This window comes from Palleronia sediminis (assembly GCF_004358695.1).
GTDB classification, from domain to species: Bacteria; Pseudomonadota; Alphaproteobacteria; order Rhodobacterales; family Rhodobacteraceae; genus Palleronia; species Palleronia sediminis.
The window spans coordinates 200,447-212,404 of the sequence record NZ_SNAA01000002.1 but is presented as its reverse complement, the minus strand read 5'-3'; the positions used below and the strand labels follow the sequence as shown (position 1 = coordinate 212,404).

At 65.9% G+C, this 11,958-nt stretch carries 15 protein-coding genes and 1 tRNA gene; 9 read left to right on the top strand and 7 right to left on the bottom strand.

Going from position 1 to position 11,958, the window contains the following annotated elements; all coding sequences use genetic code 11:
* Window positions 1-24 precede the first annotated feature (24 nt).
* The 8 genes from E2L08_RS03290 to E2L08_RS03255 all read left to right on the top strand — a co-directional run bounded on the left by E2L08_RS03290 (window position 25) and on the right by E2L08_RS03255 (window position 5,217).
* Entirely contained in the window at window positions 25-228 is a 204-nt protein-coding gene (locus E2L08_RS03290) for a hypothetical protein (protein ID WP_133395630.1), read from the top strand.
* Between the two features lie 20 nt (window positions 229-248).
* Window positions 249-569 (top strand): heavy metal-binding domain-containing protein, encoded by a 321-nt coding sequence (locus E2L08_RS03285; RefSeq protein ID WP_133395700.1) that lies wholly within the window; start codon window positions 249-251, stop codon window positions 567-569.
* 27 nt (window positions 570-596) lie between these two features.
* Window positions 597-1,352, top strand: a complete 756-nt coding sequence (gene sufC / locus E2L08_RS03280; RefSeq protein WP_133395629.1) for a Fe-S cluster assembly ATPase SufC — start codon at window positions 597-599, stop codon at window positions 1,350-1,352.
* Complete coding sequence (locus E2L08_RS03275) at window positions 1,352-2,650, top strand: SufB/SufD family protein (protein ID WP_133395699.1); 1,299 nt, start codon at window positions 1,352-1,354, stop codon at window positions 2,648-2,650. The genes sufC and E2L08_RS03275 overlap by 1 nt, the downstream gene beginning before the upstream one ends.
* 1 nt (window position 2,651) lies before the next feature.
* Entirely contained in the window at window positions 2,652-3,164 is a 513-nt protein-coding gene (locus tag E2L08_RS03270; RefSeq protein WP_133395628.1) for a YIP1 family protein, read from the top strand.
* Between the two features lie 5 nt (window positions 3,165-3,169).
* Window positions 3,170-3,742, top strand: coding sequence for a Yip1 family protein (locus E2L08_RS03265; RefSeq protein ID WP_133395627.1), 573 nt, complete (start codon window positions 3,170-3,172; stop codon window positions 3,740-3,742).
* 23 nt (window positions 3,743-3,765) lie between these two features.
* Window positions 3,766-4,986 carry a cysteine desulfurase gene (locus E2L08_RS03260; RefSeq protein WP_133395626.1) on the top strand — a complete coding sequence of 407 codons (1,221 nt, stop codon included), beginning with the start codon at window positions 3,766-3,768 and terminating at the stop codon, window positions 4,984-4,986.
* Window positions 4,987-5,140: 154 nt separating this feature from the next.
* A tRNA-Arg gene (locus E2L08_RS03255) sits at window positions 5,141-5,217 on the top strand.
* A 94-nt stretch (window positions 5,218-5,311) separates the two neighbouring features.
* Here the strand turns inward: E2L08_RS03255 and E2L08_RS03250 are convergent.
* The 5 genes from E2L08_RS03250 to E2L08_RS03230 all read right to left on the bottom strand — a co-directional run bounded on the left by E2L08_RS03250 (window position 5,312) and on the right by E2L08_RS03230 (window position 9,225).
* Complete coding sequence (locus E2L08_RS03250) at window positions 5,312-5,611, bottom strand: PRC-barrel domain-containing protein (RefSeq protein ID WP_133395625.1); 300 nt, start codon at window positions 5,609-5,611, stop codon at window positions 5,312-5,314.
* Window positions 5,612-5,745: 134 nt separating this feature from the next.
* Entirely contained in the window at window positions 5,746-6,831 is a 1,086-nt protein-coding gene (locus E2L08_RS03245; protein ID WP_133395624.1) for a DUF3618 domain-containing protein, read from the bottom strand.
* Window positions 6,821-7,222, bottom strand: a complete 402-nt coding sequence (locus E2L08_RS03240) for a phage holin family protein (protein ID WP_133395623.1) — start codon at window positions 7,220-7,222, stop codon at window positions 6,821-6,823. The genes E2L08_RS03245 and E2L08_RS03240 overlap by 11 nt, the downstream gene beginning before the upstream one ends.
* The gene (locus tag E2L08_RS03235; RefSeq protein ID WP_206076957.1) at window positions 7,219-7,797 is read right to left on the bottom strand and encodes a hypothetical protein; all 579 of its coding nucleotides are present in this window, start codon (window positions 7,795-7,797) and stop codon (window positions 7,219-7,221) included. Before E2L08_RS03235 ends, E2L08_RS03240 begins: the two co-directional genes overlap by 4 nt.
* A gap of 327 nt (window positions 7,798-8,124) precedes the next feature.
* Entirely contained in the window at window positions 8,125-9,225 is a 1,101-nt protein-coding gene (locus tag E2L08_RS03230) for an endonuclease/exonuclease/phosphatase family protein (RefSeq protein ID WP_133395622.1), read from the bottom strand.
* A gap of 206 nt (window positions 9,226-9,431) precedes the next feature.
* Here E2L08_RS03230 and tal point away from each other — a divergent pair, with 206 nt between their 5' ends.
* Entirely contained in the window at window positions 9,432-10,373 is a 942-nt protein-coding gene (tal, locus tag E2L08_RS03225) for a transaldolase (RefSeq protein ID WP_133395621.1), read from the top strand.
* A gap of 67 nt (window positions 10,374-10,440) precedes the next feature.
* Here tal and E2L08_RS03220 read toward each other — a convergent pair whose 3' ends face one another.
* Both E2L08_RS03220 and ppk2 read right to left on the bottom strand, forming a co-directional pair.
* Window positions 10,441-11,055, bottom strand: a complete 615-nt coding sequence (locus tag E2L08_RS03220; protein ID WP_133395620.1) for a TetR/AcrR family transcriptional regulator — start codon at window positions 11,053-11,055, stop codon at window positions 10,441-10,443.
* Window positions 11,048-11,926, bottom strand: a complete 879-nt coding sequence (ppk2, locus tag E2L08_RS03215; RefSeq protein ID WP_133395619.1) for a polyphosphate kinase 2 — start codon at window positions 11,924-11,926, stop codon at window positions 11,048-11,050. Before ppk2 ends, E2L08_RS03220 begins: the two co-directional genes overlap by 8 nt.
* Window positions 11,927-11,958 lie beyond the last annotated feature (32 nt).

The following is an 11,958-nucleotide window of genomic DNA, read 5'->3' as shown; positions in this document are numbered from 1 at the left end:
CAAAAGCCACGCGGGGGCCGTGCGATGGGAGAGCTAGACCCGTTGCGCGCGCCCGGCCGCCCGCGATTCTACGTCACGCTGACCATCGGCGTGGCCATCGCGCTGGGGCTGATCGCGAGCCTCGCCTGGTGGTTGCAGGCGCCCATTCCGCGGGTGCTGATCGTGCTCGTGGTCAGCGGCTCGCTGGGCTGGGTCGCGGGCCGGATGATGTTTCGGAGAAAGAAATGAGCATCTGGGCAAAGACCGACATGATCGTCACGACCACCCCGACGGTCGAGGGGCGCCGCATAACCGCCTATCGCGGGATCGTCGTGGGCGAGGCGATCCTCGGCGCCAACCTGTTCCGCGACTTCTTCGCGGGGATCACCGACGTGATCGGGGGGCGGTCGGGCAGCTACGAGAAAAGCCTGAACGAGGCGCGGCGCATCGCCATCGCCGAGATGGAGACGCGCGCGAAAGAGGCCGGGGCCGATGCGGTCGTCGGCGTCGATCTGGATTACGAGGTCATCGGCAAGGACGGGTCCATGATGATGGTCTCGGTCAGCGGCACCGCCGTTTCGCTGGACTGACTTCACCGATATTGGAAAGAGGGAAAGATGCTGGAAATCAAGAACCTGCACTGCAAACTTGAAGAAGAGGACAAGGCGATCCTTAAGGGGGTCGACCTGACCATCGAGGCGGGCAAGGTGCACGCGATCATGGGGCCGAACGGGTCGGGCAAGTCGACGCTCAGCTATGTGCTGTCGGGGCGCGACGGCTATGTCGTGACCGACGGATCGGCCACGCTCGAGGGCGAGAACATCCTCGACATGGACCCCGAGGAGCGCGCGGCGGCGGGTGTCTTCCTTGCGTTCCAGTACCCGGTCGAGATCCCCGGCGTGGGCAACATGACCTTCATGCGGACCGCGGTGAACGCGCAGCGCAAGGCCCGCGGGCAGGAGGAGATGTCATCGGCCGAGTTCCTCAAGGTGATCCGCGCCAAGGCGAAAGAGATGCAGATCGACGCCGACATGCTCAAGCGGCCGGTCAATGTGGGCTTTTCGGGCGGCGAGAAAAAGCGCAACGAGATCCTCCAGATGGCCATGCTCGAGCCGCGGCTCTGCATCATGGACGAGACCGATTCCGGGCTTGATGTCGACGCGATGAAGCTGGTGGCCGATGGCGTGAACGCGCTGCGCGCACCTGATCGGGCATTCCTCGTTATCACGCATTATCAACGGCTTCTGGACCATATCGCACCTGATTTCGTGCATATCATGGCCGATGGCCGCATCGTCAAGACCGGCGGGCCCGAGCTCGCGCTCGAGGTCGAGAAGAACGGCTATGCCGACATTCTCGCGGAGACGGCATGATGGCCCTGCCCAAGGTGAAACACGATGCGACCGAGGCCCGGCTCGAAGGGCTGTTCCTGCCCGAGGGCGTTGGCTGGACCGCGGCCGCGCGGCAGGACGCGCTGGCGCGACTGCGCGCGCAGGGCGTGCCGCATCGCCGGGACGAATACTGGCGGTTCACCGATCCCGCCCGGCTGACGGCCGCCGCGCCGCGCCCGGCTGCGCCGATGGACCTGTCGGACGAGGCGGTTCTGCATGACGAAATCGACCGGCTCAAGATCGTGTTCCGTGACGGTGTCTTCGACGCCGGGGCATCGGACGATCTGGCCGTCGAGGGCTGCGAGATCGTGCGCCTGGCCGAGGCGCAAAAAACCGATCTGCACTGGGCGCGCGACATCTACGGCGCGCTCGAGGCGCAGGGACAGACGCCGGTCGACCGCCCCCTTGCCGCGCTCAACACGGCATTCGCGCAGGACGGCGTGCTGATCCGCGTCACGGGCCGTGTGCCGCGCCCCGTTGAGATCGTCTATCGCCACGAGGACGACACTTCGGACCCGATCCTGCACCATGTCGTACGGATCGAGCCGGGCGCCGAGCTTACCCTGCTCGAGACCGGCACGGCGGGCGCGCGGTTCAACACCGCGCTCGAGGTCGATATCGCCGATGACGGGCGGTTCCATCACCTGCGCGACCAGGGCCGCAACCATCTGCGGCAGGCGGCGACGCATAGCTTTGCCCGGCTGGGCGCAAGGTCGGTGTTCAAGTCCTTCACGCTGACGCTGAACGGCGCGCTTACCCGCAACGAGAACGTCATCGCCTTTACCGGCAACGACGCGCAGGCCCATGTCGCGGGTGCGGCCATCGGCGACGGCCGCGAGGATCCGTTCCACCACGACGATACGGTGTTCATCACCCATGACGCGGTGAATTGCGAAAGTCGCCAGGTCTTCAAGAAGGTGCTCAAGAACGGCGCGGTGGGCGTGTTCCAGGGCAAGATCCTCGTCAAGAAGGGCGCGCAGAAGACGGATGGCTACCAGATCAGCCAGTCGCTGCTTTTGGACGATGACAGCCAGTTCCTCGCCAAGCCCGAGCTCGAGATCTATGCCGATGACGTGGCCTGTTCGCATGGCTCGACCACCGGCGCCATCGACGAGGAGGCGCTGTTCTACCTCCGCTCGCGCGGGGTGCCCGAGCCGCGGGCGCAGGATCTTCTGGTCCTTGCCTTCCTCGCCGAGGCGCTGCTCGAGATCGAGGACGACACCATCGCCGAGGGGCTTCGCCAGCGGATCGAGGATTGGCTCGACCGGCGCGCGGGCTGAGATGTCGCTGACGCGCGACATGGTGGCCAGCTACCGCGCCCCGGCCGAGGCGCTGGGGCGGCGGATGGCCGCCCCGCCCGGCGCGGGCGAGCCGCGGGCGCTTGTCACCGTGATGCTGGCGTGCTTCCTGATCTTCGTCGCGCAATGGCCCCGCCTGTCGCGCGAGGCATTCCTCACCGGGCAGGAGCTGAACATGTTGCTGGGCGGGGCCCTTCTGGGCTGGCTCTTCATCGCGCCGCTGGTGCTTTATGGCGTGGCGGGGCTGGTGCATCTCGTGCTGCGTGCCATGGGCGGGCGCGGGTCCTATTTCGGCAGCCGCATGGCGCTGTTCTGGGCATTGCTCGCCGCGGCGCCGCTCTGGCTGCTCTGGGGGCTGATCGCGGGGTTCGTCGGGCCGGGGATCGGGCTCGACATCGTGGGCATCGCCGCGCTGATCGCCTTTGTCGCGATCTGGGGGGCAGGGCTGTGGTCGGTCGAATACGGGCGCAACGCCGCCATGGGGGGCGCGTCGTGAACCTCATGTCGCCGCGCCTTCTGACCGCGCTGGCCGTCGAGACGGTCCGCCAGCCGCGCCCGACCTTCGGGCGGCTTATGTCGCTGAACCTGCCGCGCGACGTGCTGTGGCAGGCGTTGGCGTTGACGCTGATCCTGTCGACCCTCATCACCGAACTGACCTCGGTCTTTCTCGCCCCCGCGCCCGACGGGGGCTTTGTCATCAGCCCGCTCATGCTGGTCACGGTGCAGGCGGCGGTTCCGGTGCTCACGATTTTCCTGATCCACTGGCTCGGCCGGGGCATGGGCGGCACCGGCCGGCTCGAGGATGCGATCCTTGCCGTGACGTGGTTGCAGGTCGTGATGCTGGGGCTGCAACTGGTGCAGATCGTCGCATTGGCGCTGCTGCCGCCGCTTTCGGGCATCGTCGTGATTGCGGGTCTGGCGCTGTTTCTCTACCTGCTGACGGCCTTTATCGCCGAGCTGCACGGCTTTGCCAGCATGGGCCGGGTCTTTGCCATGATCCTGTTCGTGCTGGTGGGTGTGGCACTCGGTCTCTCTTTCGTTCTGACCCTGATCGGGGTCACGGTCCCCCGGTGATCCGAGCCGGCAAGGAGCCTGCAATGTATGATGTCGACGCGATCCGTCGCGATTTCCCGATCCTGTCGCGGCAGGTCAACGGCAAGCCGCTGGTCTATCTCGACAACGGCGCCTCGGCGCAAAAGCCCCAGGCGGTGATCGACGCCGTCACCACAGGCTATGCCGAGGAATATTCCAACGTCCATCGCGGCCTTCATACGCTCTCGACGATCTCGACCGAGAAATACGAGGCGGTGCGTGGCCGGATCGCGCGGTTTCTCGGGGCGGCCTCGCTAGAGGCCATCGTGATGAATACCGGCACGACCGAGGGCATCAACCTCGTCGCCTATGGCTGGGCCATGCCCCGGATGGAGGCCGGCGACGAGATCGTGCTGTCGGTGATGGAGCATCACGCCAATATCGTGCCCTGGCACCTGCTGCGCGAACGGCAGGGCGTGCGGCTCGTCTGGGTCGAGCCCGAGCCGGACGGAACGCTGCCGCCCGAAAAGATGCTCGAGGCCGTGACCGACCGGACGCGGCTGATCGCCGTCACGCATATGTCGAACGTGCTGGGCACCGTCGTGGACGTGGCGGCCATCTGCAAGGGCGCGCGCGAGCGTGGCGTGCCGGTGCTGGTCGATGGCAGCCAGGCCGCCGTTCACATGCCCGTCGATGTCGAGGCCATCGGCTGCGATTTCTACGCCATCACGGGCCACAAGCTCTATGGCCCATCGGGGTCGGGCGCGATCTACATCCGCCCCGAACGGATGGCCGAGATGCGGCCCTTCATGGCGGGCGGCGACATGATCCGCGAGGTGCATCGCGACGAGGTCAGCTGGAACGACCCGCCGATGAAGTTCGAGGCCGGCACGCCCGGCATCGTCTCGCAGATCGGGCTGGGCGCCGCGCTCGACTACATGGAGAGCCTCGGGATGGAAGCCATCGCCGCCCACGAGGCCGGCCTGCGCGACTACGCGGCGGGGCGGCTGGCGGGGCTGAACTGGCTCAACGTGCAGGGCAATGCGCCGAACAAGGGGGCTATCTTTTCCTTTACCCTCGAAGGCGCGGCCCACGCGCATGACATCTCGACCGTTCTCGACAAGCGGGGCGTGGCGGTGCGTGCGGGCCATCACTGCGCCGGGCCGTTGATGGACCACCTCGGCGTCACGGCGACTTGTCGCGCGTCCTTCGGGCTTTACAACACCCGCGCCGAGGTCGACGTGCTGATCGACGCGCTGGAGCTTTGCCACGATCTCTTTGCGTGAAAGCTGTTGCCGCCCGCGAGCCGAGCGGCTAACACCCGCCTCACGCCGCGCGCGGCATCTGAGAAATGGACAGGACGCATCGCCCGACACGGACAAAGCGGTTGGAACCCGAACGGTTCTGGCGTAAGCAAACCCGGTCCGATGCGACCAACAGGCACCCGTAGCTCAGCTGGATAGAGTGTTCGCCTCCGAAGCGAAAGGTCACAGGTTCGAATCCTGTCGGGTGCACCATTTTCCATCAATTCCGGGATATCGACGGACCAAGGCCCGAATGGAAAACCCGGCGCAATGCGCGCCGGGCTTGGGATTGCGTCTGAAGGCCGCCTCAGCTCTTGGGGTGCTCTGGCAGGGACTTCAGCTCGTCCTTGGTCATCATGGTCGTGGCGTGAACCTTGCCGTTCTCGTCGCGCATGAAGTTCAGACGCGACACGTCGAGCGCCACGGGCTTTGCCCCGATGCCGAGGAATCCGCCGACATCGACGATGACCTTTGACGTCGGGCCGGTTCCGTGCAGCTCGGACACGTCGCCGATATGGTTGTCCTCGGGGCCATAGACATTGGCGCCCTCGACCATCGAGGCGGTCATCTCTTCGGGTTGCAGGGGGACATGCTTGGAATGGTCCATGGGACTCTCCTTCCATATGGGGGCTGGATTGCCCACGATTCGGAAACGTCTGTTGACCGGGAAGGTTCCGTTTTCGTACCGGCGGCCCGGTCGGACGAAAGGGGGCCTCGCACGGCCCCCTTTCACGCTGTGAATCAGCTCTGGGGCTTGCCGAGGTTTTCGTCCTCGGCCGTCGATTTTGCCCTGTCGGCCACGCGCTGCGCCGATTCCGCGGCCTTGTCGCCGGCGGCCTGCGCGGCGGTCCGGTCGCCCGGCGCCTCGCGGTCCATCTCGTCCTTGGTTTCGGACGCGATGGTGTTGGCCTCGTCCGCTGCTGCCTTGACCACCTTTTCGGCCTTGGCGCGCTCTTCCTCGAAGATGGCTTCGGCCTCGCGGATCAGCGCGTCGCTCTGATCGCCCATGGCGTCGTCTTCCATCCTGGTGCGCGGCAGCGCCCCGCCAAGCGCGGCGCCGACTGCAAGCGCCAGCGCGCCGATCACCAGCGGCTGCTGCTCGTAGAAATCGGCCGCGGCGTCCGACCCGCTCTGCACCGAACGCATCGTGCTGCGGCGCATCTCGACCGCGCGCTGCCGTGCGGCGATGACGCGCTTGCGGGCTTCTTCCGAGAGGTTCTCGGTCCCTTCGGACAGGCGTTGTCTGGCGCGCGCCATGCGACCATCGCCATCGTCCGACGCATCCGAGACCGGCGCGGAGGTCGAGCCCGGGGAGGACGTGTAACCCGTCGAGCTTCCCGGCATCGCGCTCTGGGTCGAGCCGGTTCCCATGCCGGCGCTGCGCAGCCCCGTATCATGGGTCGGGCGGGTCGGGGACCGGTCGGCATAGCCCATATCGTCATCATCGGCCCAGGCGGGCACCGGGCCGCGCGGCGGAATGCCGGCGGAGGGCGGCGTATAGGGGCGCCCGGCGTCGAGGCGCGACCGGCGGTAATCGTCCTCCTGATCGACGCCATGGGACCGCGTGGCGGGCTTTTGCGAATTGCCCATCATCAGCCACGCCAGACCGATGCCGGTCAGGGCCAGCGGAATGGGGTTGGCCTTGACCTGCTCGGTGATCGACTTGCCCAGATCGCCGCCATGCTCGCGGAACTGGTCGCCGAGCTGGCGCACCATCGTATCGAGCGAGAACTTGTCCTGCAGCGCGTCCAGGTTCGAGCTGAGATCCGAGCGGCGCGATTCGATGTCGCGCTCGATCTCGTCGGGGGATCTGGTGTCATTTGTCATCATAGGCTCCCTTCACGGCTTCGGCGTCGCGCTGGACGTTCTTGGCCGTCCGCGTCGGCGCAAGGCTCGACAGTTTCAGATCGCTGGTTCCCTTGCTGAACATCGCGTAGCCGACGATCGCGAGGACGACGCCCACGATCAGCGCGGCCCAGCCCGGCTCGAGCCCGGTTTCGGCCAGCGCCGAGACAAGCGCCGCGGCCAGCACGTTCAGCGCGACAAGTGCCACGATGGCCGCCCCGGCGATGAGCCCGAGGGCAACGCCCGCGCGCGACGCGTTCTCGCTGACCTCGGCACGGGCAAGGTCGACCTCGTTGCGGACAAGGGCGCTGACGTTGTTCATAGCGTCCGAGATGAGGGTGCCGGTGCTCTTGTTCTGATCGGGGGCGCTCATGAGAACTCTCCTTTCGTCGGGTCGTGGGGCCGGGTCGTCGTCGTGCCCGAGGCCGGGTAGGGCTCGGTGGTGGTCGTGCCGGCGGCCGGGTAGGAGGTGCCCGTGGTCGTGCCCGGCGTCGTCCGCGGGACGGACGAATGGGACGATCCGCCGCCCGTGTCGTGCGAGGGGCTGCTCGACGCCTTGGCAAAGCGCGTCGCGGCAAAGCCGATCAGCGCGGCACCGCCGAGAAAGGCCACCGGGTTCTTGCGGGCGAAGCGGTTGAGGTCATTGACCATCTCGCCGAGATCCTTGTCGCGCATCGCATCCGACGCATCGGCGAGACCTTCGGCGATCTGGCCAAAGGTCCGTTCCTGCGGCGAGCCGCTGCGCGATTTGTCGGCGGCGGCACGCAGCGCCTCCGAGACGTTCGACACCTCGTCCGCGGCCGAGGACTTGGCGGCCTCGGCCTGGGCCTTTGCCGCGTCGGAAGCATCGCGCATCGCGCCTTTCGAGGCGTCCTTGGCCTGGTCGGCCAGATCGCGCGACCTCTCGGTCAACCTGTCGTGATCGGTGGGGTTCGTGGGATTGGTCATGGTGTTCCTGCTCCCGTTCAAAAGACAAAGCTGATGATCGCCAGAACGACGACGATCACCCCGATGAGGTAGAAGACGTTATGCATGGGAAACTCCTTTGCTGCCGGCGTCGCGGCCCGTCATATGCCGAGAGAACGCAGCTTGCCGCGAAAGGTTCACGCCGTAGTGAAACTATCGGGTTTGGATGGCTTTCGCGTTTGTTTACCGTGATTTCCGCATAGGCACGTGCAAGAACGGCGGCCGGTGCGCGCATGTCTTTTCACGTCACAGGCGGTGACGGTCGGGCGCGGGCGCAGCCCGCGTAATTGCGGAACCGGAATTGCGGTATCAGTTGCTCTCGGGATCCGCACTGAAATCGCGATGGCCAAGCAATTCGCGCTGGCGATTCAGCGTTTCCTCCAGCGTCGCCTTTTCCTCGTCGGTCAAAGGTTTCGGCGGGCGGTTCAGCCGGTCGGCCAGTGCCTCATCCAGCCGGATCGTCGCCACGATCGGGAAATGGTCCGAGCCGATATGCGCCTCGCGGTGGAACGAGACGACCGCGACCTCTTCGGTGACAAAGAAATGGTCGATGGGGCATCGCATGTAGATCTTGTTCGCGTCGAAGCTGGAATAGAGCCCCCGCCCGACCCGCGGGTCGATATAGCCGCCGAAATGCTTGAACATCTGCGAGCTGTCGGACCATGCCACATCGTTGAAATCGCCCATCGTGACCAGCGGCACGCCCGAACTGCGGGCGAAACGCGCCGCGTAGCGCACTTGCGCGTCGCGTTCTTCGGTATCCTGGCCGGGAACGGGCGGGCGAGGATGCAGGCCGACGAAGCGAAACAGAACGCCCTCCGGGGTTCTCAGTTCGGCGAATATCGACGGTGTCTCATCCGGGGTGAGATAGACGATTTCCGCATTCTCGGTCGAAAGGCGCGTGGCAAAGACCATCCCGTAATGATTATCGCGCGGATGCCGAATGACCGTGTCGTACCGCTTCAATACCGGCTCCATCGCCTCGACCCAGGCGCTATCGGTTTCCATCAGCAGGATCACGTCGGGATCGACCCTATCTATGAGATCCGAAAGCTTTCGGTAATCGGTATTCTCCATAAGGACATTCGATGACAGCAAACTGATCTGGTCGGCGCTATCGGGGGCGAGCACCAATTCCTTTGCCGCGAGCGGCGTATAGGGCGAGATGCGCCAGAACTGATATCCGCCGGCAAGAAGCATGAGGGCGGTGACCGGAATGGCCGTCGCCCATCCCGCGAATAGCGATAGAATCAGAACAACCGCCGCGGCGATCAGGATCTGCAATCGCGGGAAATCCCACATCCTGACCCACCACGCATCCGACCGCGTCATCGGCGCGACCGTCACGAAAAGGATCGCAAGGCACAAGACCCACACCAGGACGGCGAAGGCGAGGGAAACGGTGTTCATGGATCTGTCTTCCCCGGATGCGCGGATATGTTTGCTTTGCTGGTCTGAATGGGCCCCTCCAACCGAACGGCACCTGACGAAGCGTCGCAGCCGCCCGTTGGTTCCACGCCGGGGCCGCGTCTTGCCGGCCGCGGGCCATTCTTCCGTTTGCGCCCGAGCGTGGCGCGCAGTAGCACTGGCCCGACCTCAGGTGAAGGATGCAAACCATGCCCAGCAAGCTCGACCAGTTGCGCGATATGACCGTCGTGGTCGCCGATACCGGCGATATCGAGGCGGTGAAGCGGCTCAAGCCGCAGGATTGCACCACGAACCCCTCGCTCGTGCTCAAGGCGCTCGGCTCGGACGCCTATGCCGCGCATGTCTCGGACGCCATCGAGGCGGGGCGCGCCGCCGGCGATGTCGAGGCCATCGCCACCGCAATGACCGTCGCCGTCGGCACGGAACTCGCCGGGATCGTTCCGGGCCGCGTCTCGACCGAGGTCGATGCGCGCCTGTCCTTCGACACCGAAGGCTCCATCGACAAGGCCAAGCGGCTGATCGCCGCCTACGAGGACAAGGGCGTGGGACGCGACCGCATCCTCATCAAGCTCGCCTCGACCTGGGAGGGGATCCGCGCCGCCGAACGGCTGCAAAAGGACGGGATCGACTGCAATCTCACGCTGCTGTTCTGCATGGCCCAGGCGCGGGCTTGTGCCGATGCGGGCGTGTTCCTGATCTCGCCCTTCGTCGGGCGCATAACCGACTGGTACAAGGCCGCCGAAGGCGTCGAGGGCTACGCGCCCGACGAGGATCCGGGCGTGAAATCGGTGCGCGCGATCTATGACCATTACAAATCCCACGGGATCGAGACGGTCGTCATGGGGGCGTCGTTCCGCAACACCGACCAGATCGAGGCGCTGGCGGGCTGCGACCGGCTGACGATTTCGCCCGATCTGCTCGACGCGCTCGACGCCGACCAGGGCGATCTGCCCCGCAAGCTCGAGGCGGGGGCCGCGTCGGGCGCGACGGCCGACACCCTTTCCGAAGGCAGGTTCCGCTGGGATCTGAACGAGGACGCGATGGCCACCGAAAAGCTGGCCGAGGGCATCCGCAAGTTCCACGCCGACAACGAAAAGCTGAACGAGATGATCCGCCAGCGCCTGACGTGATGCACGACATGACGTTCAGCCCGTAAGGCGCTGAACGTGAAATATTTCCTGCCGGACGGGGTGCGCCTCAGTCCGGCGGGATCAGGCCCAGCCCGCGCAGGTAGATCCCGATCCCGGTCTCGAGCAGATCCTCGGGCGGAAAGCGCGAGGTGGTGCCCGGCGAGTTCCGGGCGAAAAGCTCCACGACACCGTGGCTCATCGCCCAGATATGCGAGCTGAATAGCGCCGCGGGCGGGCGGCGATCCTCGGGGATGTGCTCGGCCAGGTCCGCGGCCGCGCGTTCGAGGATGCCGTAGGCCCGCGAGGCCGCCGATTCCAGATCTGGCGTACGGCGGATCGAGATGCCGCTTTCGAACATCGCGACGTAATGGCCGGGATGCTTGCGCGCAAAGGCCAGATAGGCCCGGCCGGTGGCCGAAAAGCTCGCCAGCGCCGAAGGTTGCCCCTTGCGATAGGCATATTCCATCAGGTCGGCGAATATCTCGTAGCCCTGCCGCGCAGCCTCGGCGATCAGGTCGTCGCGCCCCTCGAAATGGCGATAGACGGCCGCGGGGGTGACGCCGACGGCCTTTGCGGTCTCGCTCAGCGTGAATCCCTGGGGGCCCTTCTGCTCGATCAGGACCAGCGCCGCATCGACCAGTGCCTGCCCGAGATTGCCGTGGTGATACCCGCGTTTAGCCATTCCGGCACTGCGGCCAGATATCGGGGCCGCCCGCGATCAACGGGTCGGGAGCGGTGGAAACCGCGTCGTCCTTGCCTGCGAAATCGAGCGTCGCGACCACGGCCCTGATCGCGGCGATGCGGGCGCGCCGCTTGTCGTCCGAGCGGATCACGGTCCAGGGAGTGTCGGGCGTATGCGTGGCCTCGAAGGTTTCGGCGATGGCCTCGGTATAGTCGTCCCAGAGCGAAAGTCCCTCGACGTCGATCGAGGACAGCTTCCACTGTTTCAGCGGATCCTTTTCGCGGTCGAGAAAGCGGCGAAGCTGCTCGGCCCGGCCGACTGTGAGCCAGATCTTGACCAGCTCGATGCCGTCATCCTGCAGCATCCGCTCGAACGGCAGGACCTGCGCAAAGAACCGCGCGCGTTCGGCATCGCTGCAAAATCCGAACACCTTTTCGACGACGGCGCGGTTGTACCAGGACCGGTCGAACAGGACGATCTCGCCCGCGGTGGGCAGATGCGCGACGTAGCGCTGGAAATACCATTGCCCGCGCTCGCGCTCGGTCGGGGCCGACAGCGCGACGGTGCGCACCACGCGCGGGTTCATGTTCTCGCGGAACCGCTTGATCGTGCCGCCCTTGCCGGCCGCGTCGCGCCCTTCGAACACCACCACGACCCGTTTGCCCGTCGCGCGCACATCGGCCTGAAGCCGCACGAGCTGGTTCTGCAGAGCGCCCAACGTGTCCTCGTATTCCCCCTTGTCCATCCGCGTCTCGTACGGGAATTCGGGCGTCACGATATGGTTCTTGCGCGCGCCCGAAATGGCATCGCGGATCTCGGGCGGAGCATTGTCGTGAAAGCGGCTGATCGCGCCGTCGAAGGGCAGGGGCATGGCGGGCACTCCGATAGCCGGGGGCCGTGGCA

Bases quoted from the DNA above. Each gene is read 5' to 3' on its own strand.
- E2L08_RS03260 (WP_133395626.1), top strand. From the start codon at position 3,766: ATGTATGATGTCGACGCGATCCGTCGCGATTTCCCGATCCTGTCGCGG.
- E2L08_RS03220 (WP_133395620.1), bottom strand. From the start codon at position 11,055: ATGGCTAAACGCGGGTATCACCACGGCAATCTCGGGCAGGCACTGGTC.
- E2L08_RS03250 (WP_133395625.1), bottom strand. From the start codon at position 5,611: ATGGACCATTCCAAGCATGTCCCCCTGCAACCCGAAGAGATGACCGCC.
- E2L08_RS03245 (WP_133395624.1), bottom strand. From the start codon at position 6,831: ATGACAAATGACACCAGATCCCCCGACGAGATCGAGCGCGACATCGAA.
- E2L08_RS03235 (WP_206076957.1), bottom strand. From the start codon at position 7,797: ATGACCAATCCCACGAACCCCACCGATCACGACAGGTTGACCGAGAGG.
- E2L08_RS03240 (WP_133395623.1), bottom strand. From the start codon at position 7,222: ATGAGCGCCCCCGATCAGAACAAGAGCACCGGCACCCTCATCTCGGAC.
- E2L08_RS03285 (WP_133395700.1), top strand. From the start codon at position 249: ATGATCGTCACGACCACCCCGACGGTCGAGGGGCGCCGCATAACCGCC.
- E2L08_RS03265 (WP_133395627.1), top strand. From the start codon at position 3,170: ATGTCGCCGCGCCTTCTGACCGCGCTGGCCGTCGAGACGGTCCGCCAG.
- E2L08_RS03275 (WP_133395699.1), top strand. From the start codon at position 1,352: ATGGCCCTGCCCAAGGTGAAACACGATGCGACCGAGGCCCGGCTCGAA.
- sufC (WP_133395629.1), top strand. From the start codon at position 597: ATGCTGGAAATCAAGAACCTGCACTGCAAACTTGAAGAAGAGGACAAG.
- E2L08_RS03230 (WP_133395622.1), bottom strand. From the start codon at position 9,225: ATGAACACCGTTTCCCTCGCCTTCGCCGTCCTGGTGTGGGTCTTGTGC.
- tal (WP_133395621.1), top strand. From the start codon at position 9,432: ATGCCCAGCAAGCTCGACCAGTTGCGCGATATGACCGTCGTGGTCGCC.
- E2L08_RS03290 (WP_133395630.1), top strand. From the start codon at position 25: ATGGGAGAGCTAGACCCGTTGCGCGCGCCCGGCCGCCCGCGATTCTAC.
- E2L08_RS03270 (WP_133395628.1), top strand. From the start codon at position 2,652: ATGTCGCTGACGCGCGACATGGTGGCCAGCTACCGCGCCCCGGCCGAG.
- ppk2 (WP_133395619.1), bottom strand. From the start codon at position 11,926: ATGCCCCTGCCCTTCGACGGCGCGATCAGCCGCTTTCACGACAATGCT.